This window comes from Pseudomonas sp. St29 (genome assembly GCF_001547915.1).
GTDB lineage: Bacteria > Pseudomonadota > Gammaproteobacteria > Pseudomonadales > Pseudomonadaceae > Aquipseudomonas.
Map to the genome: position 1 here is coordinate 5,748,121 of NZ_AP014628.1, position 25,875 is coordinate 5,773,995.

Sequence of the window (25,875 nt, forward strand, 5' to 3'; positions counted from 1 at the left end):
ATATGGTCAAGCCTCACGGGCAATTAGTATTGGTTAGCTCAACGCCTCACAGCGCTTACACACCCAACCTATCAACGTCGTAGTCTTCGACGGCCCTTTAGGGGATTCAAGATCCCAGTGAGATCTCATCTTGAGGCAAGTTTCCCGCTTAGATGCTTTCAGCGGTTATCTTTTCCGAACATAGCTACCCGGCAATGCCACTGGCGTGACAACCGGAACACCAGAGGTTCGTCCACTCCGGTCCTCTCGTACTAGGAGCAGCCCCTCTCAAATCTCAAACGTCCACGGCAGATAGGGACCGAACTGTCTCACGACGTTCTAAACCCAGCTCGCGTACCACTTTAAATGGCGAACAGCCATACCCTTGGGACCGGCTTCAGCCCCAGGATGTGATGAGCCGACATCGAGGTGCCAAACACCGCCGTCGATATGAACTCTTGGGCGGTATCAGCCTGTTATCCCCGGAGTACCTTTTATCCGTTGAGCGATGGCCCTTCCATACAGAACCACCGGATCACTAAGACCTACTTTCGTACCTGCTCGACGTGTCTGTCTCGCAGTCAAGCGCGCTTTTGCCTTTATACTCTACGACCGATTTCCGACCGGTCTGAGCGCACCTTCGTACTCCTCCGTTACTCTTTAGGAGGAGACCGCCCCAGTCAAACTACCCACCATACACTGTCCTCGATCCGGATAACGGACCTGAGTTAGAACCTCAAAGTTGCCAGGGTGGTATTTCAAGGATGGCTCCACGCAAACTGGCGTTCACGCTTCAAAGCCTCCCACCTATCCTACACAAGCAAATTCAAAGTCCAGTGCAAAGCTATAGTAAAGGTTCACGGGGTCTTTCCGTCTAGCCGCGGATACACTGCATCTTCACAGCGATTTCAATTTCACTGAGTCTCGGGTGGAGACAGCGCCGCCATCGTTACGCCATTCGTGCAGGTCGGAACTTACCCGACAAGGAATTTCGCTACCTTAGGACCGTTATAGTTACGGCCGCCGTTTACCGGGGCTTCGATCAAGAGCTTCGCGTTAGCTAACCCCATCAATTAACCTTCCGGCACCGGGCAGGCGTCACACCCTATACGTCCACTTTCGTGTTTGCAGAGTGCTGTGTTTTTAATAAACAGTCGCAGCGGCCTGGTATCTTCGACCGGCATGAGCTTACGGAGCAAGTCCTTCACCCTCACCGGCGCACCTTCTCCCGAAGTTACGGTGCCATTTTGCCTAGTTCCTTCACCCGAGTTCTCTCAAGCGCCTTGGTATTCTCTACCCAACCACCTGTGTCGGTTTGGGGTACGGTTCCTAGTTATCTGAAGCTTAGAAGCTTTTCTTGGAAGCATGGCATCAACCACTTCGTCACCTAAAAGGTAACTCGTCATCAGCTCTCGGCCTTAGAACCCCGGATTTACCTAAGATTCCAGCCTACCACCTTAAACTTGGACAACCAACGCCAAGCTGGCCTAGCCTTCTCCGTCCCTCCATCGCAATAACTAGAAGTACAGGAATATTAACCTGTTTTCCATCGACTACGCTTTTCAGCCTCGCCTTAGGGACCGACTAACCCTGCGTCGATTAACGTTGCGCAGGAAACCTTGGTCTTTCGGCGTGGGTGTTTTTCACACCCATTGTCGTTACTCATGTCAGCATTCGCACTTCTGATACCTCCAGCAAGCTTTCTCAACTCACCTTCACAGGCTTACAGAACGCTCCTCTACCGCATCACTTACGTGATACCCGTAGCTTCGGTGTATGGTTTGAGCCCCGTTACATCTTCCGCGCAGGCCGACTCGACTAGTGAGCTATTACGCTTTCTTTAAAGGGTGGCTGCTTCTAAGCCAACCTCCTAGCTGTCTAAGCCTTCCCACATCGTTTCCCACTTAACCATAACTTTGGGACCTTAGCTGACGGTCTGGGTTGTTTCCCTTTTCACGACGGACGTTAGCACCCGCCGTGTGTCTCCCATGCTCGGCACTTGTAGGTATTCGGAGTTTGCATCGGTTTGGTAAGTCGGGATGACCCCCTAGCCGAAACAGTGCTCTACCCCCTACAGTGATACATGAGGCGCTACCTAAATAGCTTTCGAGGAGAACCAGCTATCTCCGAGCTTGATTAGCCTTTCACTCCGATCCACAGGTCATCCGCTAACTTTTCAACGGTAGTCGGTTCGGTCCTCCAGTCAGTGTTACCTAACCTTCAACCTGCCCATGGATAGATCGCCCGGTTTCGGGTCTATTCCCAGCGACTAGACGCCCTATTAAGACTCGCTTTCGCTACGCCTCCCCTATTCGGTTAAGCTCGCCACTGAAAATAAGTCGCTGACCCATTATACAAAAGGTACGCAGTCACAGAACAAAGTCTGCTCCCACTGCTTGTACGCATACGGTTTCAGGATCTATTTCACTCCCCTCTCCGGGGTTCTTTTCGCCTTTCCCTCACGGTACTAGTTCACTATCGGTCAGTCAGTAGTATTTAGCCTTGGAGGATGGTCCCCCCATATTCAGACAAGGTTTCTCGTGCCCCGTCCTACTCGATTTCATGACTAAGAGATTTTCGCGTACAGGGCTATCACCCACTATGGCCGCACTTTCCAGAGCGTTCCGCTAATCTCAAAGCCACTTAAGGGCTAGTCCCCGTTCGCTCGCCACTACTAAGGGAATCTCGGTTGATTTCTTTTCCTCAGGGTACTTAGATGTTTCAGTTCCCCTGGTTCGCCTCTTGCACCTATGTATTCAGTACAAGATAACCATCTTATGATGGCTGGGTTCCCCCATTCAGAGATCTCCGGATCAAAGTCTGTTTGCCGACTCCCCGAAGCTTATCGCAGGCTACCACGTCTTTCATCGCCTCTGACTGCCAAGGCATCCACCGTATGCGCTTCTTCACTTGACCATATAACCCCAAGCAATCTGGTTATACTATGAAGACGACATTCGCCGAAAATTTGCAATTTAACTCACAAATTTTACCTTAGCCTGATCCGTTACCAGTGAAAGTAACGTTCAGTCTATCTTTCTATCACATACCCAAATTTTTAAAGAACGATCTAATCAAAAGACTAGAAATCAACATTCAATGTGAATGCTCATTTCTAAGCTTTCAGAAGCAGTTTATGGTGGAGCCAAGCGGGATCGAACCGCTGACCTCCTGCGTGCAAGGCAGGCGCTCTCCCAGCTGAGCTATGGCCCCATAACAAAATTGGTGGGTCTGGGCAGATTCGAACTGCCGACCTCACCCTTATCAGGGGTGCGCTCTAACCAACTGAGCTACAGACCCAATTTCGAGCTTGTAACTGTTAGCTTGGAGCTATCAGCTTGGAGCTTAAAGCTGCTTCTATCGTCTTCTTCAATGAATCAAGCAATTCGTGTGGGAGCTTATGAAGCAGCTGATGTCGTCGATTAAGGAGGTGATCCAGCCGCAGGTTCCCCTACGGCTACCTTGTTACGACTTCACCCCAGTCATGAATCACACCGTGGTAACCGTCCCCCCGAAGGTTAGACTAGCTACTTCTGGTGCAACCCACTCCCATGGTGTGACGGGCGGTGTGTACAAGGCCCGGGAACGTATTCACCGCGACATTCTGATTCGCGATTACTAGCGATTCCGACTTCACGCAGTCGAGTTGCAGACTGCGATCCGGACTACGATCGGTTTTATGGGATTAGCTCCACCTCGCGGCTTGGCAACCCTTTGTACCGACCATTGTAGCACGTGTGTAGCCCAGGCCGTAAGGGCCATGATGACTTGACGTCATCCCCACCTTCCTCCGGTTTGTCACCGGCAGTCTCCTTAGAGTGCCCACCATAACGTGCTGGTAACTAAGGACAAGGGTTGCGCTCGTTACGGGACTTAACCCAACATCTCACGACACGAGCTGACGACAGCCATGCAGCACCTGTCTCAATGTTCCCGAAGGCACCAATCCATCTCTGGAAAGTTCATTGGATGTCAAGGCCTGGTAAGGTTCTTCGCGTTGCTTCGAATTAAACCACATGCTCCACCGCTTGTGCGGGCCCCCGTCAATTCATTTGAGTTTTAACCTTGCGGCCGTACTCCCCAGGCGGTCAACTTAATGCGTTAGCTGCGCCACTAAGAGCTCAAGGCTCCCAACGGCTAGTTGACATCGTTTACGGCGTGGACTACCAGGGTATCTAATCCTGTTTGCTCCCCACGCTTTCGCACCTCAGTGTCAGTATCAGTCCAGGTGGTCGCCTTCGCCACTGGTGTTCCTTCCTATATCTACGCATTTCACCGCTACACAGGAAATTCCACCACCCTCTACCATACTCTAGCTTGCCAGTTTTGGATGCAGTTCCCAGGTTGAGCCCGGGGCTTTCACATCCAACTTAACAAACCACCTACGCGCGCTTTACGCCCAGTAATTCCGATTAACGCTTGCACCCTCTGTATTACCGCGGCTGCTGGCACAGAGTTAGCCGGTGCTTATTCTGTCGGTAACGTCAAAATACTCACGTATTAGGTAAGTACCCTTCCTCCCAACTTAAAGTGCTTTACAATCCGAAGACCTTCTTCACACACGCGGCATGGCTGGATCAGGCTTTCGCCCATTGTCCAATATTCCCCACTGCTGCCTCCCGTAGGAGTCTGGACCGTGTCTCAGTTCCAGTGTGACTGATCATCCTCTCAGACCAGTTACGGATCGTAGCCTTGGTGAGCCATTACCTCACCAACTAGCTAATCCGACCTAGGCTCATCTGATAGCGTGAGGTCCGAAGATCCCCCACTTTCTCCCGTAGGACGTATGCGGTATTAGCGCCCGTTTCCGGACGTTATCCCCCACTACCAGGCAGATTCCTAGGCATTACTCACCCGTCCGCCGCTCGCCACCAGGTACAAGTACCCGTGCTGCCGCTCGACTTGCATGTGTTAGGCCTGCCGCCAGCGTTCAATCTGAGCCATGATCAAACTCTTCAGTTCAAACATCTTTGGGTTTTGAGAAAACCCTAAACTTGGCTCAGCAATCGTTGGTTACATCTTTGATTTCTCGCGGAGTAACTTGTGATGCTGATAATCTTTTTGACTATCAGTCTGACTTCACAAGCACCCACACGAATTGCTTGATTCAGTTGTTAAAGAGCGGTTGGTTAAGATCTTTCGTCTCAACCGAGGCGCGCATTCTACAGCAGCCTCATTTGCTGTCAAGTGATTTTTTAAGAAGTTTTTGAAGATTTCCTCAACAACTTCAACCACTTGCGCTTCGATCTCTCGTTAGCGGGAGGCGGATTCTACAGCGTTACACGCTGCTGTCAACACCTCTTTTCAACCGCTTTCGACCGAGACGATCGAATCGTTAATAAGGCGAAAACACACTGCCTTACTAACTGCTTCTGGCTTCGATAAACTGAAGCGTAACCGCTGCCGAAAACCGCGTAACTCGTTGAATTTCAAGGAGTTTTCCGTTTCGACTGCGCCGGAAGTGGGGCGAATTATAGACCTGTAGAATCTGCCGTCAACCTTTAATTACGTTTTTGTTGCAGACGGTTGTTTTTTAGCCATTAGGCGGGGAATACGGCGCATCACTGCCGGCACTCGCAGCACCAACAGCAGCGCACCTATAGACGCGTAAACCGCCCATTCCTTCAGATCTGCCCGAACGATCCAGAGCATATGCAGAAGCCCAAGCCCCAGGATGAGATAAACCAGGCGATGCAGCTTTTTCCAACGCGCTCCCAGACGACGCTGACTGTAGCGATTGGATGTCAGCGCCAATACCAAAAGAAGCACAAACCCCAGGCTTCCAACAAAGATATAGGGCCGCTTGCGCAACTCCACTCCCAACTGGGACCAGTCCAACCCCAGAATGAATACCCCATAGGCACTCAAGTGCAGCACTACATAGGCAAAGCACCACAGCCCCAGTTGTCGACGCACGGCAATCCAGCCCGGCCAGCCAGTGAGCTTCTGCATGGGAGTCATGGCCAAGGTAATCAACAGCAGCACCAACGTGCCCAATCCCAGGCGATCAACCAGCACCTTGCCTGGATCAGGCCCGAGAACCGAGCCCCAAGCCTCATACAGCCAATACAGTGGCCAGATAGCCGCAGCAATAAAGACTCCAATACGCCAGAACGAATAACGCATCAGTAGTTCTTCCGCAGATCCATGCCGCTATATAAGGAAGCGACCTCTTCCGAGTAGCCATTGAACATCTGTGTTTCCCGCACATTTGGACTGAACAGGCTGCTGGGCAAACGCCGCTCTCGCGCCTGAGTCCATCGAGGATGATCAACTGTCGGGTTCACATTTGCGTAAAAACCATATTCATTGGCAGCAATACTCTGCCAGGTAGTCTTTGGCTGCTCGTCCACCAAGCTGATACGCACAATGGACTTCACACTTTTGAAGCCATATTTCCAGGGAACCACCAGGCGCAATGGCGCACCATTCTGATTGGGCAGCTCACGCCCATACATCCCTACCGCCAGAATCGCCAACGGATTCATCGCCTCATCAAGACGCAAGCCTTCAACATAGGGCCAGTCGATCAAGGCAAAACCGGAACGCTGTCCCGGCATGCTCTTAGGATCCTGCAGCGTTTCAAAACGAATGAACTTGGCCTTGCTGGTTGGCTCCACTTGCTTGAGCAGCGCGGAGATAGGGAAGCCTATCCAGGGAATCACCATCGACCACGCCTCGACGCAGCGCAGTCGATAAATACGCTCCTCCAACGAGTAAGGCTTCATGAAGTCTTCAAGGGCATAGCGCCCAGGCTTGGCGACCTCACCGTCCACGACCACACTCCATGGCTCGGTCTTGAGCGCCCCCGCGTTCACCGCTGGATCACCCTTGTCAGTACCGAACTCATAGAAGTTGTTGTAGTGAGTCGCGTCCTTGAACGGTGTGATCGCCTCATCCTTGACGGTTACGGCTTGCCAATGAGTGCTCGCCAATTTGTCGGAGAACCACGCCGGCGCACGGCCCGGCTCCACATCGGCATAACGCGTCGCATCCTGCGCAGCCGCCCAACGGGGCAAACCGGCGAAGGCCAGGCCTGCTACCGCACCGCCCAGCAAACTGCGTCGAGAGAGATAAAGAGATTCTGGCGTGACATCCGACTCATGGCAGTCAGACGCTTTGGGGAATTTGAATAACATGGCAACTCCGCAGCATTGGAGGACAGATGTACCAATAGACTGCGGAGTATGGAGGAAATTACATCACTCGACGCTTTTGCGACGCCGCAGGTGCAACAGGTACTGGATCGGGCCCGAAGCCGCATAGGCGAGGAACACCAACAGCAGGATACGTGGTGGATCGCTGAACACCACGGCAAACACCAGCACTACGGCCAGAATCGCCACAAAAGGCACCCGACCCTTCAGGTCCAGGTCCTTGAAGCTGTTGTACTTGATGTTGCTGACCATCAGCATGCCTGCAGCCGCGACCATCAACGCCACCAAGAACGACATCTTCGATCCCTGAATGCCGTAATCGCTGAAAGCCCAGACGATTCCCGCCACCACCCCCGCCGCCGCAGGACTGGCCAGACCGATGAAATATCGCTTGTCGGCGGTTCCCACCTGAGTGTTGAAACGCGCCAGACGCAATGCCGCGCCCGCCACATAGATGAAGGCGACCATCCAGCCAACCTTGCCCATGTCGCCCAAGGCCCAGCCAAAGGCCAGCAATGCCGGGGCAACGCCAAACGCCACCATATCCGACAGCGAATCGTACTCGGCGCCAAAGGCACTCTGGGTATTGGTCATACGGGCTACGCGCCCGTCCAGGCCGTCAAGGACCATGGCGACAAAGATCGCAATGGCGGCAAAGGCAAAGTACTTGCTCGCCCCCGCTGTGTCCCCGGCACTCAAGGCGCTCTGGGCACTCATGGAGCTGATGATGGAATAGAACCCCGCGAACAGGTTCGCAGTGGTGAACAGATTCGGCAGAAGATAGATACCACGATGCCGGACTTTACGGCCTTCAGCGTCATGCCCTTCTTCGACATGCTCATCGATCGGTAGCAGGCTTTCGGCGTCAGAGGCCTGGTTTGGCTCTTCGGGACGTTCGCTCATGGACAATACCTTGCAACGGTGTGAAAAGTTTCGACAGATACCCTGGGCCGCGATTGGGCCACAAAGGATCCAGCTTTATACCAGAACCTACCCGTCCAAACGAAAAAACGCGGCCTAGGCCGCGTTTTTCCTGACAAGACTTGAACTTAGTTCTTGGCTTTGTCGACGATCTTGTTGGCACCGATCCACGGCATCATCGAACGCAGTTGCTCACCGATGATCTCGATACCGTGAGCGGCATTGTTACGACGCTTGGCGGTCATCGATGGGTAGCCGGTGGCACCTTCGCTGATGAACATCTTCGCGTATTCGCCGTCCTGGATGCGCTTCAGAGCATTGCGCATGGCTTGACGGGATTCGGCGTTGATGACTTCAGGGCCGGTCACGTACTCGCCGTACTCGGCGTTGTTGGAGATCGAGTAGTTCATGTTGGCGATACCGCCTTCGTACATGAGGTCAACGATCAGTTTCAGTTCGTGCAGGCACTCGAAATAGGCCATTTCCGGCGCGTAGCCAGCTTCAACCAGAGTTTCGAAACCGGCCTTGACCAGTTCAACGGTACCGCCGCACAGAACAGCCTGCTCGCCGAACAGGTCGGTTTCAGTCTCGTCCTTGAAGGTGGTTTCGATGATGCCGGTACGACCGCCGCCCACGCCAGCCGCGTAGGACAGGGCTACGTTCTTGGCGTTGCCGGACGCGTCCTGGTAGATAGCGATCAGGTCAGGAATACCGCCGCCCTTGACGAACTCGGAACGTACGGTGTGACCCGGAGCCTTCGGCGCGATCATGATCACGTCGAGGTCGGCACGTGGAACAACCTGGTTGTAGTGGATCGCGAAGCCGTGGGAGAAGGCCAGGGTGGCGCCTTTCTTGATGTTCGGCTCGATCTCGTTCTTGTACAGCTGGGACTGGAACTCGTCCGGGGTCAGGATCATGACCAGGTCGGCGCCGGCAACGGCTGCAGCAACGTCGGTCACTTTCAGGCCATGAGCCTCAGCCTTGGCAACGGTAGCGGAACCTTTGCGCAGGCCGACAGTTACGTCAACGCCGGAGTCTTTCAGGTTGCAAGCTTGAGCGTGGCCCTGGGAACCGTAACCGATGATGGCAACTTTCTTGCCCTGGATGATCGACAGGTCGCAGTCTTTATCGTAGAAAACTTTCATGAATTTCCCCTATATCAGGCCGTTCCGGCCATTCGCTAATTTGAGTTAGATGCTCAGTACTTTGTCGCCACGGGCAATCCCGGTGACACCACTGCGTACGGTTTCCAGAATCGACGCGGTGCCGATCGATTGAATGAAGCTGTCGAGCTTGTCGCTGGTACCGGTCAGTTGAACGGTATACACGCTGGCGCTGACATCAACGATCTGCCCACGGTAAATATCGGTAGTGCGCTTGACCTCGGCGCGCTGGGCGCCGGTGGCCTTGATCTTGACCAACATCAGTTCGCGCTCGATGTGAGCACTTTCCGAAAGGTCCACCAGCTTCACCACCTCGATCAACTTGTTCAGGTTCTTGGTGATCTGCTCGATGATCTCATCATGACCAACCGTGGTGAGGGTCAGACGCGACAGGGTCGGGTCTTCGGTCGGTGCCACGGTCAAGCTTTCAATGTTGTAGTTCCGCTGCGAGAACAGACCGACTACACGAGACAAAGCGCCCGGTTCGTTTTCCAGAAGCAAGGAAATGATGTGCCGCATGATTAAGTACGCTCCGTCTTGCTCAGCCACATATCGCGCATAGAGCCGTCTTTGATCTGCATCGGATAGACGTGCTCGCTGGTATCGACCTGGATATCGAGGAATACCAGGCGATCCTTCATGGCGAACGCTTCTTCCATCTTCGGCTTCAAATCCTTCAGGTCCGTGATACGCATGCCCACGTGACCGTAGGCCTCGACCAGCTTGACGAAGTCAGGCAGCGATTCCATGTAGGAGTGCGAGTGGCGGCTGCCGTAGCTCATGTCCTGCCATTGGCGCACCATACCCAGCACACCATTGTTCAGGTTGACGATCTTGACCGGCAGACCGTACTGCAGGCAGGTGGACAGTTCCTGGATATTCATCTGGATACTGCCTTCGCCGGTGACACAGGCAACATCATTATCAGGGAAGCTCAACTTGACCCCCATGGCCGCCGGGAAACCGAAGCCCATGGTGCCCAGGCCGCCGGAGTTGATCCAGCGATTGGGCTTGTTGAACTTGTAATACTGCGCCGCGAACATCTGGTGCTGGCCCACGTCAGAGGTGACAAAGGCATCGCCCTTGGTCACTTCACACAGGGTCTCGATCACCGTTTGCGGCTTGATGATGCTGCCGTCGCCCTTGTCGTAAGGGAACAGGCCGCGATCACCACGCCACTCGTCGATCTGCTTCCACCAGCTGGCGACCGTGTCCTTGTTCGGGGTGTCGCCGATTTCCTTGAGTGCCGCGACCATTTCGGTCAGCACGCTCTCCACTGGACCCACGATAGGCACATCGGCCTTGATGGTCTTGGAGATGGAAGCCGGGTCGATGTCCACATGGATGATCTTGGCGTTCGGACAGAACTTCGGCGCACCGTTGATAACCCGGTCGTCGAAGCGCGCACCAACGGCCAGGATCACGTCAGCGTGGTGCATGGTCAGGTTGGCGGTGTAGCTGCCGTGCATGCCAAGCATGCCGACGAACTGCCGATCGGTACCAGGGTATGCACCCAGGCCCATCAGGGTATTGGTCACTGGCAGATTGAGCATCTTGGCCAGTTCGGTCAGCGGTGCGGAACCGCCGCCCAGGATCACGCCGCCGCCCGCATAGAGCACAGGACGCTTGGCCGCCAGGAGCATTTCTGCCGCCTTGCGGATTTGCCCGGAGTGACCGCGAACAGCTGGGCTGTAGGAGCGCAGCTTGGCTTTCTTGGGAAAAACGTATTCGAACTTTTCAGCCGGGTTGGTCATGTCCTTGGGGATATCGACCACCACCGGACCAGGACGACCGGATTGCGCCAGGTAGAACGCCTTCTTCATGACTTCCGGGATTTCCGAAGCGTGCTTGATCATGAAGCTGTGCTTCACGATCGGCCGGGAGATACCGATCATGTCGGTTTCCTGGAACGCGTCGGTGCCGACCATGGTGCTAGGCACCTGACCGGAAATGATCACCATCGGAATCGAGTCCATATAGGCGGTGGCAATACCGGTAATGGCATTGGTCGCGCCCGGGCCGGAAGTCACCAGTACCACGCCGGCTTTACCGGTGGCACGGGCATAACCGTCAGCCATATGGGTTGCCGCTTGTTCGTGACGAACCAGGATGTGGGTCACTTCCGGTTCTTTGAACAGGGCATCGTAAACATGAAGGAGAGCACCACCCGGGTACCCGTAGATATATTTGACGCCTTCGTCACGCAAAAAGCGGACGAGCATCTCACCGCCAGATAAAAGCTCCACGTTGTTCACCTCTAAAACGCCAGAATACCGCCCTCAAAAGGGAGCGGGTCTTAATAGGTTTACTTCTCAGCAGAGCATGAGCGACGGTGGTCGCCGACTACGTCAGCACTGACTGAGCAAGTATTGGGAGCGCCCCAAAGTGTTGCGGGGTTTTCCCACCCAGCGCGAGGTAACGCGTTGCGGGTGTAGCACTTCGGCGCGGATGTGCGCCTCATGATCTGCTGAGTGGGTCTGCTTCTGGCAGTCCCTCTACAGCGGACTTTGGATTCTTCTGTTTCGTCCTCTTCAAGTCAAGTCGTCTATGTAGTTAATTCGAACTAAGCGCATGAGAACGCAAGAAAAAACCCAAAAACGACCACGACCTGCACTTCAATTGCGCAATCTTCGGCAAGCAACTCAGAAATGCGAACCTTGACTTTGGTGATCGACCTATAGACAGGCACAGGTCAAGGCTGCCGGCAGAACGGCAAGAAGGCGCCAGGAAGAAGGAGGGAGGACGCTGCCAGGCAGCGGGAGGCGACTGCCAGGCGTACCTGGCAGTCGTGGACTCAACGGGTGGCCGCGATGAGCTGATCGAATTCCTTGAGCAGCATTCGCAACTGCAGATCGCGCCCCTGCATCGGGCGAGTGGAGAACACCATTTCGGCCATCTCCTGGATACCGGAGGCATTGGGCAGCGGCAGATCCTGCTCCAGGATCACCTTCATGCGCGGCAGGAAGATCCACTGCAGCCACTGCTCGAAATCCAGCGTATCCACGGCAAAAGGCTGAGTACTGGCCAGAGCCTCGGCACTGGGTGCCACCTCGTCCCACAATCCCTGCACGCGCAACTCACGCTCGATCAGCAGCAACTGCTCGGCGATTCTGGGAAAACGCACATCCATCACAGCGAGACCCGGGCTTTCTGCCGCGCCTGAGCGGCGCCCGCTGCATCACCCTGCTTCTCCCGAGCCTGGGCGATCAACTCCCACAAACTCGCCTGAAGGTCGGGACGACCGTTGGCAAAGCTCAGACCGCGACGGGCAAACTGCTCGGCTTGCGGGGCATCGCCCTGAGCCATGCGCACCTGCGCCAGACGGTAGAGCACCTGGGGCTCGCGCGGCGCGACACGCTGTGCACGCTCCAGGCTGGAGGAAGCACCATTCAAATCGCCACTGGATTGCTGCTGCTGAGCCGTGGTCAACAGCGCCAGCACAGGCCCGTCCAACTGTTCATCGGCCGACAGACCACCGGCCCGAGCCGACGGAATCCCGCTCGGCGTCGAAGGCATGTTGTAGGTGCCCTGATTGATCGGTGCCGACTGATAAGCACCACCCTCCACCGGCCCCGGCGTGATAGGCCCGGACGTCACAGGTCCCGGCGTTATCGGCGAGCTGCTGATCGGTGCCGACGCGGTCGCGCCACCACCTGGGACCATCACCACCACCCCGGAATCTTCCGGGATGGCCTGAGCCTGAGCTTGCGCCGGACGCTTGATGGTCGTCTGGCGAAAGCCGCCGGAAGCGGAAATCCGCTCGCTGTTGGACACGGCAGTACCGGAGTCCACGACGGGAATGGAGCCGCGCTGCACGCTGGCGCAACCATTGAGCAACGCCAGAGCTGTAATAGCTGGAACCCACCACTTGTTCACGTCAAACCCTCATCGCTTAGTTCATCCAGCCCTTGACCCAATCCATCACCGAATCGCTACCTGCCGGGGTTTCACCACCGCAAGAAGCACCGGGAGGCGGTTCGCTGCCGCGAATATACGGCATCTGCACAGCACCCGGACAGTTGGCATCGGAGCCCTGCCCGGTACGTGAATCGACCCAGGCCTGAACCACGTTGTCCGGCTGCGGCATATCCAGCGGCAGCGGATCGGCCTTGCGCATGAAACTGGTCCAGACCTGCAGGGCGCCCGTGGCACCGGTGAACGGCGTCTTGCCGTTATCGTCACGCCCCAGCCAGACGACCGCCAACAAATCCTGGCTGAAGCCGGCGAACCAGCTGTCGCGAGAGTCATTACTGGTACCGGTCTTGCCCGCCAGCGCCAGGGTCTTGGGCAACACGTTGTACACCGAGCTGCCCGTGCCTTCGCGCATCACGCGCTGCATCGCGCTCTGAATCAGGTAGATCGAACCGGCATCGAAGCGCTGCTGGATCTGGAACGGATAACGCTTGAGCGGCTCGCCCTCGGCCGTCAACACGCTGCGGATCCCGCGCATCGGCGTATTGAAGCCGCCGTTGGCCAAGGTCTGGTACATGGTCGCCACTTCCATCGGGCTCAGGCCACCGGCACCGAGCAGCATCGACGGAAACGCCGGGAACTCGCGGGTCACGCCCAAGCGCCCAAGGGTTTTCAGAACGTTGGGCACCCCCACTTCCAGACCGAGTCGGGCAGTGGACAAGTTGTAGGAATGAGCCAGCCCCTGGTACAGGAAAACCGTGCCATGCGAACGTCGATCGTAGTTCTGCGGCTTCCATACCTGGCCATCGGCGCCTTTCACCGAAAACGCCTCATCGGAGAGCCAACTGGTCAGGGTGTACTGGCTGGGTTTCTCCAGGGCCGTCAGGTAAACCGCCGGCTTGATCAATGAGCCGATCGGACGCACCGCGTCCAATGCCCGGTTGAAGCCGGCGAAACTGGCTTGTCGACTGCCGATCATGGCCTGAACCTCGCCGGTTTCCGGATTGGTCACCACCATCGCCGCCTCAACGTCTTCCGCGCCCTTGCGCCCGGCCAGGCGCTTGAAGGTGTCGTTGACCGAGGCTTCCGCCTTCATCTGCAGGATTGGATCGAAACTGGTGAAGATTCGCAGGCCTTCCTCGGTCAAGTCTTCGTCGCGGTAGTCTTCACGCAACTGGCGCTTGACCAAGTCCAAGAAACCGGGGAACGAACTGTCCGCCAGGCTGCCGCGCTTGGTCACGCCAAGCGGCATCTTCTTCGCCGCTTCCACCTGCTCGGGTGTCGCCACGCCCTGCTGCGCCAGCAAATCGAGCACCAGATTGCGCCGCTCCAGGGCTCGCTCCGGGTAACGACGCGGGTTGTAGTAGGAAGGCCCCTTGACCATGCCCACCAGCAGCGCCACCTGATGCAACTTGAGCTCGGACAGCGGCTGGCTGAAGAAGAATTGACTGGCCAGACCGAAACCGTGCACCGCACGCTGACCGTCCTGACCGACAAACACCTCGTTGAGATAGGCCTCGAGAATCTCCCGCTTGTCGTAATGCAGCTCCAGCAACAGCGCCATCATCGCTTCGTTGAGCTTGCGCGACAGGCTGCGTTCGTTGGTCAGGAAGAAATTCTTCACCAACTGCTGAGTCAGGGTACTACCGCCCTGACGCATCTGACCCGACGAGGTATTGACCCAGATCGCGCGGGCAATCGACTTCGGCGACACGCCAAAGTGCGAGTAGAAATCACGGTCTTCCACCGCCACCAGGGTTTCCAGCAGATAGGGCGGGACCTGGTCGATCTTGATCAGGATTCGATCTTCAAGGTTTTTCGGGTACAGGCCACCGATCAGCAACGGCTCCAGCCGGACCACCGCCAGCTTGGCCCCCTTACTGCCGGAAAGCTCCGCCACATAGTCGCCAGAGAAACGCACACGGACTGGTTGCGCCTGCTCCAGCCCCTCGTAGAACTGGAAGCCACGGGTGTTCAAGTCGACGGTATTGCCACTGACCGCCGCCGCGCCGGGACCGTTGGCCACACTTTCGCGGCGGTAGCCCAAGGCATCGAGTTCCGTCAGGAAGTCTTCCTTGCTGAGTTTTTGTCCGACGAACAGCTCAAGCGGCCGGGCATAGACCTTGGCCGGAATGGTCCAGCGCTTGCCGGAGAACTTTTCCTGCACCACGGCATCGAGGTAAACCGCAAAGCCGGCGAGCACCACCAGACCAACCAGGCTGAGCTTGAGCGCCCAGCCCAGCCAGGGGCGCAGGCCACCAGAGGGAGTTTTTTTAGCGGAACGGGGGGATCGGGTACGAGTCATGGCGGCGGATTATACGCACTTTATTCATCCTCAACATGCGCCACCCGAGGTTTGCGTTACCCCTGCCAACCGCCATAATGACGCCCTCGATTTTCCCGACTCTGAAGGATCGCCTGTGAGCCAGTCACTGATCGCCGCCCTGCAAAACCCCGCTCTGTATCCTCATCCCGTTGAAGGGTTTCAGGTCATCGAAACCCACATCTCCTGGGTACTGCTCACCGGCCCCTTTGCCTATAAAGTGAAGAAGCCGGTCAATTTCGGCTTCCTCGACTTCACCAGCCTCGAGTCCCGCGAGCACTTCTGTGGCGAAGAGCTGCGCCTGAACCAGCGTCTGACCCAGGACCTGTACCTGGAAGTCCTGCCGATCACCGGCAGCGCCGAAGCCCCGGAGCTGGGCGGCAGCGGTCCGGTCATCGAATACGCCCTGAAAATGCGCCAGTTCCCACAAAGCCAGCTGCTCAGCACCTTGCAGGCCAACAGCGAACTGACCACAGCGCACATTGACGAGATGGCGCAACAGATCGCCCAATTCCATCTCAGCGCCCCGAAAGTCCCGGCAGCACACGAAGCCGGCACACCAGAAAGCGTGATGGCGCCCGTGCGCCAGAATTTCGAACAGATCCGTCCGTTTCTCAGCGACAAGGCCGACCTGCTGCAACTGGAAGCCCTGGAAGCCTGGGCGGAAACCAGCTTCGAGCGCCTCAAGCCGCTGCTGGCGCAACGCAAGAGCGAAGGCTTCATCCGTGAGTGCCACGGTGATATCCACCTGGGCAACGCCACCCTGATCGATGGCAAGGTGGTGATCTTCGACTGCATCGAATTCAACGAGCCCTTCCGCTTCACCGATGTCTATGCCGACACCGGCTTCCTCGCCATGGACCTGGAAGACCGCGGCCTGAAAAGCCTGGCACGGCGCTTCATCAGCCAGTACCTGGAACTGACCGGCGACTACCAAGGCCTGGAACTGCTCAATTTCTACAAAGCCTATCGCGCCCTGGTGCGGGCCAAGGTCAGCCTGTTCAGCCTGCCTGCCGAGGCCACTCCCGTGCAGCGCGCCACCACCCTGCGTCAATACCGCAACTACGCCAATCTGGCGGAAAGCTACAGCACCATTCCATCGCGTTTCCTGGCCATTACCTCGGGCGTCTCGGCGGTGGGCAAAAGCGGTGTGGCCATGCGTCTGGTGGAAGCCCTGGGCGCCGTCCGCCTGCGCTCCGACGTCGAGCGCAAGCGTCTGTTCGGCGAGCAGCAGGTACCCAACGATCCCCACGCCGGCATCTACAGCGCTGAGGCCAGCAGCGCCACCTACGCGCGCCTGCATGAAATCGCCGAAACCATCCTGCGCGCCGGCTTCCCGGTGGTGATCGATGCCACCTACCTCAAGCGCGCCCAGCGGGACGCCGCGGCCAAGGTCGCCGAAGCCACCGGCACGCCTTGCCTGATCATCGACTGCAATGCGCCAGATGCCGTGATTGCGAGCTGGCTGGCGCAACGCCAGGCCGATCGGAACGATCCGTCCGATGCGACCCTTGAGGTGATTGCGACCCAGCAAGCCACTCGCGAGGCCCTGACCGACGAAGAACTGCTGCGCAGCAAGCGCATTGAAACCAACGAAAGCGGCAGCCTGGATGCCCTGGTTGCCAACATCCGCCAGCGTCTGCCCGGCCTGTAAGCACTAATTTCAGCCGTGAAGTGCAAAGACTTCACGGCTGAAAAACAGTGGCACTATACTGGCGTCATAAATCCAACACTGGTGACGTCGCCATGAGCCAACCGAAACTTCTGGATACTCCGCTTTACGCCCTGCTGCATAAAGACGACATCGTCGGCTTCAACCGCGAGCGTCCAAAGGATCACCCCATCGACATGCGCGGCGGCGACTTCCGCGGCCTCGACCTGCGACAGCTGAACGCCCAGGGCATCGACTTCACTGACGCCTACTTCCGTTCCGCCGATCTGCGCGGCCTGGACCTGCGCAATGCCACCATGGAAGGCGCCAGCCTGGCCCACGCACAGATCTCCGGCGCCTACTTCCCGGTCGAACTGACAGCCGATGAAATCCTCATGTCGGTCAACTTCGGCACCCGACTGCGCTACAACACCCGCTAAAGTCTCCTGCGATCGTTCTGTCCGGCGCCCTGCTGTGCGCCGGGCTGTGGATCATCACCTCTGTTTCCCTCCCCCCGCGCAAGGTCCGCATGCACTTGCCCGTCGCGCCTTGACCGCCCTGCCTTAGAAGCATTTGCGCCAAACCCGACCAACGAACAGCGCATTTTCTGCTGAGCGCTACACTCCTGTGAGGCTGCCCACTCACCATTCGGCCATCGCCAGGAGGCTTAATGAATGATGAACTGCAACACCTGAAGAACCTTGGCAAGACATCGGCACAGTGGCTGCATGCAGTGGGCATCCACAGCGCATCGGACCTGCGCCGCCTGGGCGCGGTGGACGCATACAGGGCTGTGCGCACCCGGGGTTTTCGGGCCTCGAAAGTGCTGCTGTACGCCATCGAAGGCGCGTTGATGGACATGCACTGGAACGAGCTTCCGGCCGAACGCAAGGAGGCGCTGAACAAGCAATTGGACGCCATATCCTCGCGTCACAAGAACTGACTGGCAGAACCTTATGTATCTGATGGGGGAACAACCGGCCTACGCCGATGCCTTGATCAACCGACTGCAAAGTATCCCGGCCCAGTTGCTGGAGGGCCTTTCTCCCTGCGGCGCAACGCTGGAAATTGAACCTGCGGCGGATCTGTCGGGACTCTTGCCCGAACATCAGTTGTTCCTGCTGGACAGGGGCGTGATCCAGGCCAGCGTTGAACAGCGCCCGCTGTTCTACCTGCATGAAGGTGACCTGGTAGGGCTACGTCGAGGCATCGAGCACCCGCAGTGCCAACTGAGCTGCGATGTGCCACTGAGCCTGACGCCCTATCTGCGGACCGAGGTGTTCCGTCATATCTACGCTGACGAACAGCGCTCGGAATGGCTGCTGCAGTACCTGATCGGCCAGACCGCCCTGCTCTGCGATGCCATAGCCCGCCTGAAGCCGCCGGAGTTGCGCAGCAACAACGGCTTCAAGCGGGTGGAGCCGGGAGAAGTGCTGATAACCCAGGGGGATGACGCCGATCACGTGTTCGTGATTCTCGAAGGCCATGCCGAAGCCTTTGTCGACGGGCACAAAGTGGGCGACGTGCCCAAGGATGAAATCTTCGGCGCCATGGCGGTCTTCACCGGAGAAAAGCGCAGTGCCAGCGTCATTGCAAATGAACCGAGCACGATCATGCTGATCCCCAAGGAGCACTTTCTCAGCCTGACCCAGAGCAATCCGCGCATTGCCCACAGCCTGATCGAAAGCATGGCCCGCCGCATTGACCTGCTGAACAAGGAAGTGACCCGCCTCATGGCCTTGAACAGCCAGGTCCAGGGATAGCCTCACCGAGAATCCAAACGAGCGTTTGACAAAAATGCGCAGGAACTGGAAAAGCCTGGTTGACTTCGAAATGAGAATCGTTATGATTATCACAACTGGTCGCGAGATCAGTCGATAACCTGGAAGACCAGTGGTTCGGACTCTCAGATTATCTCCTCATCAGGCTAATCACGGTTATTTGACCCGGCTCTTGCCGGGTCTTTTTTTGCCCGTGAAACAGTACCGCCGATCAGGGCTTCAGTTGCGCGCAATAATCCTTGGCTGGCTGAGGCGGTGTGTACCAGACATAGTCCGCCGCGGCAGCGGGCACCCTGCTCCCCCGCTCCGCCAGGAGCAACACCACGACTGGCCGACGCTGGTCCAGATCAGCCATGTGCAGGGGCACCCCAAGGTCACGGCGCCCATGAAAGGCCCCCGCCAGCAACATGGCCGGCACCGGCGCCGCCAGCAATCGCTCGGCCATGCGCCGATCCCGTTGCTGCTGCACCGCCAACATTGCCGGCACCTGGGTCTCCGGCAGCAAGCCACAGTGGGACTGACGAATCTGCTCCGATAACGCCTGGGTCACGGACAAGGCATTGCTCTGCATGCCACCGAGAACCGGCGCCTGGGTATAGACCCGGCGTATTTCCTGACGATCCAGATTGGCTGCCAGCAAGGGATAAGGCTGTCTCAGGGCATAGCCCACCACCGGCCCATACAGCCCCCAATCCCAACCCGGTTGCCAGGCCAACGCCTTGATCAGGTCATCAGGCAAGCGCTGCCCGGCCGCCTCACGCTTGACCTCATCGACGCGGAGCTGCTGATCGGGATTGAGCATTTCCAGCAACAGGCTGCCCTGAGGGCGTTCCCTGGCCAGCGAGCGCAGCAGCCAGAGTTGCAAAACGTGATGATCGGCATTGTCGTGCTGCTCGCCGACAATCAGCCGGGGCGCTCGCGCCAGGCGCTCGACCAATTCCTCCGGACTCAGCGCCTGCCCCGTGCGCAGATCTAGGATGCTGCCCGGGTCCGGCACCACGGGCGGCGGCACTGGCTCCGGGCTGCCGTGACAGGCCGCGAGCAACAGGGCTGACAGCACAAGCGGCAGTCTACGCATCAAGGTTCTCCGGGTGACGGGTCAACGGGCAATGATCAGCGGGTGCCCACGCTCAGGGTGTTTCTGTACCAGAACCTCCAGGCCAAAGACCGCCTTCAGCGGCTCGGGTCGCAGCACTTCGGCCGGCACGCCCAGGGAATGGGGGTGCCCGCCCTCCAGCAGCAACACCCGATCACAGTAACGCGCCGCCAGATTCAGGTCATGGAGAATGATCAGCACCGCAACGCCCCGATCGGCAAATGCCCGGATGGCCTGCAAGGTGACGTGCTGGTGCAACGGGTCGAGGGCCGAAGTCGGTTCGTCCAGCAGCAAATGATGCCCGGCCTGTCCTGGCCACAATTGCGCCAGGACCCGCGCCAGGTGCACCCGCTGGCGTTCGCCCCCCGACAACGCCAGGTAGCTGCGCCCTCGCAGATGAGCCACATCGGCGGCCTCCAGGGCAGCGTCGACGATCTGTGCATCCTGCGCACGGCCGCTGTGATGGGGCAGGCGTCCCAGCGCCACCACTTCCTCGACCCGAAAGGCAAAATCCAGACTCGACGCCTGGGGCAATACCGCCAGACGTTGCGCCCGTGCCGCCCCCTGCCATTGCGCCATCTCCCGTTCATCCAGCAACACCCGTCCCTGATGCGCCGTCAGCTCGCCGCTCAAGGCCCCAAGCAGGCTGCTTTTACCGGCACCATTGGGGCCCAGCACCCCCAGCACTTGCCCGGGCAGCAGCTGCAGATCGATCCCCACCAGCACCTCTTTGCCCCCGCGCCGCACATGCAGGTTCTCGACTCGCAACATCAGGCACGCCCTCGCAGCAAGAGGTAGAGAAAGAACGGTGCGCCGATAAAGGCGGTGACGATGCCAATGGGCAACTCGGCCGGCGCCAGCGCCAGGCGCGCCACCAGATCGGCCAGCAGCAACAGACTGGCCCCCGCCAGGATCGATGCCGGAAGCAGGGTACGGTGATCCGGTCCCGACAACAGACGCACCAGATGGGGCACCACCAGGCCAACGAAACCGATCATGCCTGCCGCAGCCACCGCGGCACCCACGCCCAAGGCGGTGCAGAACACCAGCTCCCGCTTGAGCCCTTCAACATCGATGCCCAGGTGCCTGGCTTCCGATTCGCCCAGCAGCAGCGCATTCAACGCCTTGGCCCTGCGAGGCAACCAAAGGGCCACCAGCACCGTCACCAGCAGCAACGGCCACAGGCGCTGATAACTGGCACCGTTGAGACTGCCGAGGTTCCAGAAGGTCAAGGTACGCAAGGTCGCGTCATCGGCCAGGTAGGTGAACAAGCCCACCGCCGAACTGGCCAGGGCAGTCAGGGCGATCCCCGCCAGCAGCATGGTCGCCACGTGAGTCTGGCCATTGCGCCGGCCCAGGCGATAGACCAGTGCCGTTACCCCGAGCCCGCCGAGAAAGGCACAGAGCGAGAGCAGGTAGGGCGCAACAGATTCCGGCACGCCGCCGAACATCGAGCCGCCGACAATGGCGATCGCCGCCCCCAACGCCGCCCCACTGGATACACCCACCAAGCCGGGATCGGCCAAGGGGTTGCGAAACAGCCCCTGCATGGCCACGCCGGACAGCGCCAGCACCCCGCCTACCGCCAGACCGAGCAAGGTCCGTGGCAAGCGGATCTGTCCAAGGATCAACTCTGCCTGCTCCAGCCCCTGCCCATCGATGGGTAGCCCGAGCAGGCGCAAGGCAGCACGCAAGGTATCGATCAAGGGCAGGCTGACCGGCCCCAGCGCCAGGGACAGCCAGATCGCCAATACACACAGGGCGCCAAGCCCGAGAAACAGCGTTCGAGGTTTGACCAGGCGGTTCATGGGGCCGGCTTGGCCTGAGGATAGAAGGCCGCTGCCAGGCGTTTCAGACTATCCGGCAGACGCGGCCCCAGGCCGCCCACCAGCAAGGTCGGATCCAGCTCCACCACCCGCCCCGCCTTGGCCGCGGCAGTGGAGGCCAACACCGGACTTTCCTTGAACAACGCAACGCGGGCCGCATCGCCACTCAGGCTGCGGTCGGAGAACACCAGCACCTGAGGATTCAGTCCCGCCAGGGATTCCGCCGAAAACGGCTTGTAACCGCTATGGGTCGCCAGGTTGCGCGCGCCGGCCTGTTGCAACAGCCAGTCCGCGGCCGTGTCCTTGCCGGCGATCAGCGGCTTGCCTCCCGCGTGCCCCAGTAGCAACAGCACTCCAGGCGCCGCCTGCTGCTCCTGCACTCGTGCGATCCAGGCCCGCTGCTGTTCAAGACGTTGCTGATAGGTGCTGAACAATTGCCCGGCCTGATCCTCGCGCCCCAGGAGTTGCCCCAACTGACGCAGGGTGCGCTGCAGGGTCGGCAGGTCGGCCTGAGCAGAAAACAGCTCGACCTTGACCCCGGCACTGCGAATCTGCGCCAGCACCGGCGGCGGACCCATTTCTTCAGTACCCACCAGAATATCCGGGCGCAGACTGAGAATGCCTTCCGCCGACAGCTGCCGTTGATAGCCGATGCTCGGCAAAGCCTTGAGCGACTCCGGGTGCTGGCTGGTGGTATCGACCCCTACCAGCTTCGGCTCCGCCCCCAGGGCCGCCACCCACTCGGACAAGGCGCCCCCGGCACTGACCCAACGCTGCGGCAACTCCTCGGCGGCGGCCCACGGGCTCACCAGCAGTGCGACCCAGAACGCGAGGGCGCTGGCACTCAGGCGCATAAGTAGATTTCCTTTGATAGCAGTGAGGCCCGCGAAGCGACTGTCCATGTGACATGCCAGACAGAGCTGGCATCGAAAGGAGCAAGCACGCCGTGCCGGGCGAGGCGGCCATTTGATAATTGTTTTCATTTAGCCGTCAAGCGCCGACATGTTTCATCCCAGCGTCGGCCAAAAACTGTGACAGCCCGGGCCCAGAGCCTTAGGACCAAGAGGATAGCCATGAAATTTCTTTGCGCCGGGACTGAGCTGGCCGAGGCCGGCAGCCGCGGTTTCCAGTTAGAGGGCTTGAAGCTGTTTGCCGTGCGTCGAGCAGGCCAGGCTTACGTTTATGCCAACCGCTGCCCGCACCGCGGCGTTCCCCTGGAGTGGCAGCCCGAGCAGTTTCTCGACCCCAGCGCCAGCCTGATCCAGTGCGCCACCCATGGCGCACTGTTTCTGATTGAAAGCGGCGAATGCGTGGCCGGCCCTTGCGCCGGCCAGTTTCTGCAGGCCATCGGCTGCCGGGAAGACAGCCAGGGTATCTGGGTCGATATCTAGCCCTGCAACCGCACGTCCAGGCGCCGGTCGATACAGACTTCCTGCGCGGTCAGGCGCACGCCGTACGCCAGTACCTCGACACCGGCCGCCACCGCTTCACGCAATGCGGCGGCATAACCCGGATCAATCTCCTCGGCCGGACGCACGGCTTCGATGCCCGACAGATTGACGCAGTACAGCAACACCGCCCGTACCCCCTCCCGGGCCAGGCTCGCCAGCTCACGCAAGTGCTTGGCACCGCGCTGGGTCACCGCATCGGGAAACGCCGCCACTGGCGAACCGTCGAATCCCAGGGTGACACTCTTGACCTCGACATAGGCCGGGCCATGAGGGTAATCCAGACGAAAGTCGATGCGGCTGTTCTCCTGCCCATAGGGCACCTCGCGCTTAAGGCCGGTAAAGCCCTGCAACTCGCTGATCAGCCCGGCGCGCAGCGCTTCCTCGACCAGCCCATTGGCCCGTCCGGTATTGACGCAGGCCAGTCGCCCCTGCGGGGTTTCACTGATTTCCCAAGTTCCCGGCAGCTTGCGCTTGGGATCATTGGAGCGGCTGAACCACACCTGCCCGCCCTCGACCATGCAATTGAACATCGAGCCGGTATTGGGGCAGTGGATGGTCAGCAACTCGCCGGTTGCGGTTTCGATGTCCGCCAGGAAACGCTTGTAGCGCCGCAACAGACGCCCGTCCTCCAGGGCCGGTTCGAAGCGCATCAGCCTTGCCAGCTCTGCAGGCCACGGGCGATGCGCGCCACGGCTTCTTGCAGGCGCGCCAGGTTCTGGGTGTAGGCAAAGCGCACATGGTGACCGGCCTGATGACGTCCAAAATCCAGACCCGGAGTGAAGGCCAGGTGCTCGGTTTCCAGGAAGTGCCGACAGAAGGCAAAGGCATCCCCACCAAAGGCGCTGATGTCGGCGTACAGGTAGAACGCTCCTTCCGGCTCCACGGCAATACCGAAGCCCAGCTCGCGCAAGGCCGGGAGCAGGAAGTCCCGACGGCGTCCGAACTCGGCGCGACGCTCCTCCAGCAGGCTGATGGTTTCCGGCTCGAAACAGGCCAGGGCCGCGTACTGGGCCATGCTGGGTGCACTGATGTAGAGGTTCTGCGCCAGCTTCTCCAACTCGCCCACCGCCGCCGGTGGTGCCACCAGCCACCCCAGGCGCCAGCCGGTCATGCCGAAATACTTGGAAAAACTGTTCAGCACAAACGCACTGTCATCGACTTCAAGAACACTGGCCGCGTCCGTGCCGTAGGTCAGGCCGTGATAGATCTCATCCACCACCAGATGCCCATTGCGCGCCTTGATCGCCGCGGACAGGCCCGCCAGCTCATCGCGACTGAGAATGGTCCCGGTGGGGTTCGCCGGAGACGCCACCAGGGCTCCGACACTGTCCTGGTCCCAATAGCGCTCCACCAGATCCGGCGTCAGTTGATAACGCACGTCCGGACCTACCGGCACAAGTTGCGCGGCGCCTTCCACCAGGCGCAAAAAATGCCGGTTGCACGGATAACCCGGGTCTGCCAGCAGCCAGTGCTTGCCCGGGTCGACCAACAGGCTGCTGGCCAGCAACAGGGCGCCGGAGCCTCCGGGGGTGATCATGATCCGCTCGGGGTCGATATCCAGGCCATAACGCTGCTGGTAGAACCCGGAGATGGCCCCGCGCAGCTCGGGAATGCCCCGGGCCGCGGTGTAGCGGGTCTTGCCGGCACTCAGCGCGGCCTGCCCGGCCTTGATGATCGGTTCGGCGGTGGTGAAGTCCGGCTCGCCGATCTCCAGGTGAATCACATCGTGTCCCGCCGCTTGCAGCTCATTGGCGCGAGCCAGCAGGGCCATGACATGGAAAGGTTCGATAGCGCGACTGCGCGCACTGTAGGGCAGAGCCATTAGCCTTCCTTCATTACAAGGTGGGGAAGCAAAAAGTCCGATTCTACCCATCCAGAGAAGCCAGGGAGAACCCGGAGCCGTTCACGCGGTCTGCTACCTTAGCCAACCGGCGCCAACAGAACCCGCAGATTTGACTAAAATCAATGATTGAACGAACCGTTCAACAGGCCGTGTCAGACTTTTCCCGTATCCATGAGCGATACACGACATAGGCTCGACAACCGGGAGTAGCGCGCTCTGGTTTGATCTGGTAAGTTCGCCCGCTTGCAGCCGCAGGGCCGGCAAGTGTCGGAGATGGAGCAATCCTGCGCAATGGATTACAAGAGTAGAGGCGGTCCATTCATGCCCACCCAAGCAAAGCAACAGATTCAATCGATCAGCGGTTTTGAACCTTATGTTGAAACTGCGGGCGAAGAGTACATGGGCAAGCCCATGCGCGAACACTTCACCAAGATCCTGAACAAGTGGAAACAGGACTTGATGCAGGAAGTCGACCGCACTGTTGATCACATGAAAGACGAAGCGGCCAACTTCCCCGATCCGGCTGACCGTGCCAGCCAGGAAGAAGAGTTCAGCCTTGAACTGCGCGCCCGTGATCGCGAGCGCAAGTTAATCAAGAAGATCGACAAGACCCTGCAACTGATCGAAGACGAAGAATACGGCTGGTGCGAATCCTGCGGCGTCGAGATTGGCATTCGCCGTCTGGAAGCCCGCCCAACCGCCGACATGTGCGTCGACTGCAAGACCCTGGCGGAAATCAAGGAAAAACAGGTCGGCAAATAATCGCCGACTG

21 protein-coding genes, 2 tRNA genes and 2 rRNA genes are annotated in these 25,875 nt (G+C 58.7%); 6 read left to right on the plus strand and 19 right to left on the minus strand.

Annotated features, from left to right (window positions below):
* Positions 1-2 precede the first annotated feature (2 nt).
* The 13 genes from PST29_RS25580 to mrcB form a co-directional block, all read right to left on the minus strand.
* Positions 3-2,895: ribosomal RNA gene (locus PST29_RS25580) — 23S ribosomal RNA — on the minus strand.
* Between the two features lie 221 nt (positions 2,896-3,116).
* A tRNA-Ala gene (locus tag PST29_RS25585) sits at positions 3,117-3,192 on the minus strand.
* A 10-nt stretch (positions 3,193-3,202) separates the two neighbouring features.
* Positions 3,203-3,279 (minus strand) — tRNA-Ile (locus tag PST29_RS25590).
* Positions 3,280-3,402: 123 nt separating this feature from the next.
* Positions 3,403-4,941, minus strand: a 16S ribosomal RNA gene (locus tag PST29_RS25595).
* The 16S and 23S rRNA genes sit together here with 2 tRNA genes alongside, the layout of an rRNA operon.
* A 543-nt stretch (positions 4,942-5,484) precedes the next feature.
* Positions 5,485-6,105, minus strand: coding sequence for a protein-methionine-sulfoxide reductase heme-binding subunit MsrQ (gene msrQ, locus PST29_RS25600; protein ID WP_060841110.1), 621 nt, complete (start codon positions 6,103-6,105; stop codon positions 5,485-5,487).
* The gene (gene msrP / locus PST29_RS25605; RefSeq protein ID WP_060844650.1) at positions 6,105-7,118 is read right to left on the minus strand and encodes a protein-methionine-sulfoxide reductase catalytic subunit MsrP; all 1,014 of its coding nucleotides are present in this window, start codon (positions 7,116-7,118) and stop codon (positions 6,105-6,107) included. Before msrP ends, msrQ begins: the two co-directional genes overlap by 1 nt.
* Positions 7,119-7,181: 63 nt before the next feature.
* Positions 7,182-8,039 carry a CDP-diacylglycerol--serine O-phosphatidyltransferase gene (gene pssA / locus PST29_RS25610; protein ID WP_047306129.1) on the minus strand — a complete coding sequence of 286 codons (858 nt, stop codon included), beginning with the start codon at positions 8,037-8,039 and terminating at the stop codon, positions 7,182-7,184.
* A 146-nt stretch (positions 8,040-8,185) separates the two neighbouring features.
* On the minus strand, positions 8,186-9,202 hold the full coding sequence (ilvC, locus tag PST29_RS25615) for a ketol-acid reductoisomerase (protein WP_007959661.1): 1,017 nt from the start codon (positions 9,200-9,202) through the stop codon (positions 8,186-8,188).
* A gap of 45 nt (positions 9,203-9,247) precedes the next feature.
* A complete protein-coding gene (gene ilvN, locus PST29_RS25620; RefSeq protein ID WP_016964842.1) occupies positions 9,248-9,739 on the minus strand; it encodes an acetolactate synthase small subunit in 492 nt (163 codons plus the stop codon).
* A gap of 2 nt (positions 9,740-9,741) precedes the next feature.
* A complete protein-coding gene (locus PST29_RS25625; protein WP_060842015.1) occupies positions 9,742-11,466 on the minus strand; it encodes an acetolactate synthase 3 large subunit in 1,725 nt (574 codons plus the stop codon).
* A gap of 548 nt (positions 11,467-12,014) precedes the next feature.
* A complete protein-coding gene (locus tag PST29_RS25630; RefSeq protein ID WP_060841113.1) occupies positions 12,015-12,350 on the minus strand; it encodes a YqcC family protein in 336 nt (111 codons plus the stop codon).
* The gene (locus tag PST29_RS25635; protein ID WP_047289227.1) at positions 12,350-13,096 is read right to left on the minus strand and encodes a tetratricopeptide repeat protein; all 747 of its coding nucleotides are present in this window, start codon (positions 13,094-13,096) and stop codon (positions 12,350-12,352) included. The genes PST29_RS25630 and PST29_RS25635 overlap by 1 nt, the downstream gene beginning before the upstream one ends.
* Before the next feature lie 16 nt (positions 13,097-13,112).
* Positions 13,113-15,437, minus strand: a complete 2,325-nt coding sequence (mrcB, locus tag PST29_RS25640) for a penicillin-binding protein 1B (protein ID WP_060841114.1) — start codon at positions 15,435-15,437, stop codon at positions 13,113-13,115.
* A 115-nt stretch (positions 15,438-15,552) separates the two neighbouring features.
* Here mrcB and PST29_RS25645 point away from each other — a divergent pair, with 115 nt between their 5' ends.
* The 4 genes from PST29_RS25645 to PST29_RS25660 all read left to right on the plus strand — a co-directional run bounded on the left by PST29_RS25645 (position 15,553) and on the right by PST29_RS25660 (position 18,869).
* Positions 15,553-17,109, plus strand: coding sequence for a bifunctional aminoglycoside phosphotransferase/ATP-binding protein (locus PST29_RS25645; protein ID WP_060844651.1), 1,557 nt, complete (start codon positions 15,553-15,555; stop codon positions 17,107-17,109).
* A 92-nt stretch (positions 17,110-17,201) separates the two neighbouring features.
* A complete protein-coding gene (locus tag PST29_RS25650) occupies positions 17,202-17,546 on the plus strand; it encodes a pentapeptide repeat-containing protein (RefSeq protein WP_060841116.1) in 345 nt (114 codons plus the stop codon).
* Positions 17,547-17,776: 230 nt separating this feature from the next.
* A complete protein-coding gene (locus tag PST29_RS25655) occupies positions 17,777-18,049 on the plus strand; it encodes a TfoX/Sxy family protein (RefSeq protein ID WP_016964849.1) in 273 nt (90 codons plus the stop codon).
* Positions 18,050-18,062: 13 nt separating this feature from the next.
* On the plus strand, positions 18,063-18,869 hold the full coding sequence (locus tag PST29_RS25660; RefSeq protein WP_060841117.1) for a Crp/Fnr family transcriptional regulator: 807 nt from the start codon (positions 18,063-18,065) through the stop codon (positions 18,867-18,869).
* Between the two features lie 229 nt (positions 18,870-19,098).
* Here PST29_RS25660 and PST29_RS25665 read toward each other — a convergent pair whose 3' ends face one another.
* Genes PST29_RS25665 through PST29_RS25680 form a run of 4 tightly spaced genes read right to left on the minus strand, consistent with a single transcriptional unit; the run spans position 19,099 to position 22,663 of the window.
* On the minus strand, positions 19,099-19,965 hold the full coding sequence (locus tag PST29_RS25665) for a ChaN family lipoprotein (RefSeq protein ID WP_060844652.1): 867 nt from the start codon (positions 19,963-19,965) through the stop codon (positions 19,099-19,101).
* A gap of 21 nt (positions 19,966-19,986) precedes the next feature.
* Positions 19,987-20,754 (minus strand): heme ABC transporter ATP-binding protein, encoded by a 768-nt coding sequence (locus tag PST29_RS25670; protein WP_060841119.1) that lies wholly within the window; start codon positions 20,752-20,754, stop codon positions 19,987-19,989.
* A complete protein-coding gene (locus PST29_RS25675) occupies positions 20,754-21,791 on the minus strand; it encodes a FecCD family ABC transporter permease (protein WP_060844653.1) in 1,038 nt (345 codons plus the stop codon). The genes PST29_RS25670 and PST29_RS25675 overlap by 1 nt, the downstream gene beginning before the upstream one ends.
* Positions 21,788-22,663 (minus strand): heme/hemin ABC transporter substrate-binding protein, encoded by an 876-nt coding sequence (locus PST29_RS25680; protein WP_060841121.1) that lies wholly within the window; start codon positions 22,661-22,663, stop codon positions 21,788-21,790. The genes PST29_RS25675 and PST29_RS25680 overlap by 4 nt, the downstream gene beginning before the upstream one ends.
* Before the next feature lie 219 nt (positions 22,664-22,882).
* On the opposite strand from PST29_RS25680, the gene PST29_RS25685 reads away from it, so the two are divergent.
* Positions 22,883-23,200 (plus strand): Rieske (2Fe-2S) protein, encoded by a 318-nt coding sequence (locus PST29_RS25685; RefSeq protein ID WP_060841122.1) that lies wholly within the window; start codon positions 22,883-22,885, stop codon positions 23,198-23,200.
* On the opposite strand, the gene sfsA is transcribed toward PST29_RS25685, so the two are convergent.
* Together sfsA and PST29_RS25695 are read right to left on the minus strand one after the other, a co-directional pair.
* The gene (gene sfsA / locus PST29_RS25690; RefSeq protein ID WP_060844654.1) at positions 23,197-23,910 is read right to left on the minus strand and encodes a DNA/RNA nuclease SfsA; all 714 of its coding nucleotides are present in this window, start codon (positions 23,908-23,910) and stop codon (positions 23,197-23,199) included. The two genes, PST29_RS25685 and sfsA, sit on opposite strands and share 4 nt — an antisense overlap.
* The gene (locus tag PST29_RS25695; RefSeq protein ID WP_060841124.1) at positions 23,910-25,082 is read right to left on the minus strand and encodes a pyridoxal phosphate-dependent aminotransferase; all 1,173 of its coding nucleotides are present in this window, start codon (positions 25,080-25,082) and stop codon (positions 23,910-23,912) included. The genes sfsA and PST29_RS25695 overlap by 1 nt, the downstream gene beginning before the upstream one ends.
* A gap of 342 nt (positions 25,083-25,424) precedes the next feature.
* Between PST29_RS25695 and dksA the strand changes: the two genes are divergently transcribed.
* Positions 25,425-25,865, plus strand: a complete 441-nt coding sequence (gene dksA / locus PST29_RS25700; RefSeq protein ID WP_011063504.1) for an RNA polymerase-binding protein DksA — start codon at positions 25,425-25,427, stop codon at positions 25,863-25,865.
* The last annotated feature ends 10 nt before the right edge of the window (positions 25,866-25,875 follow it).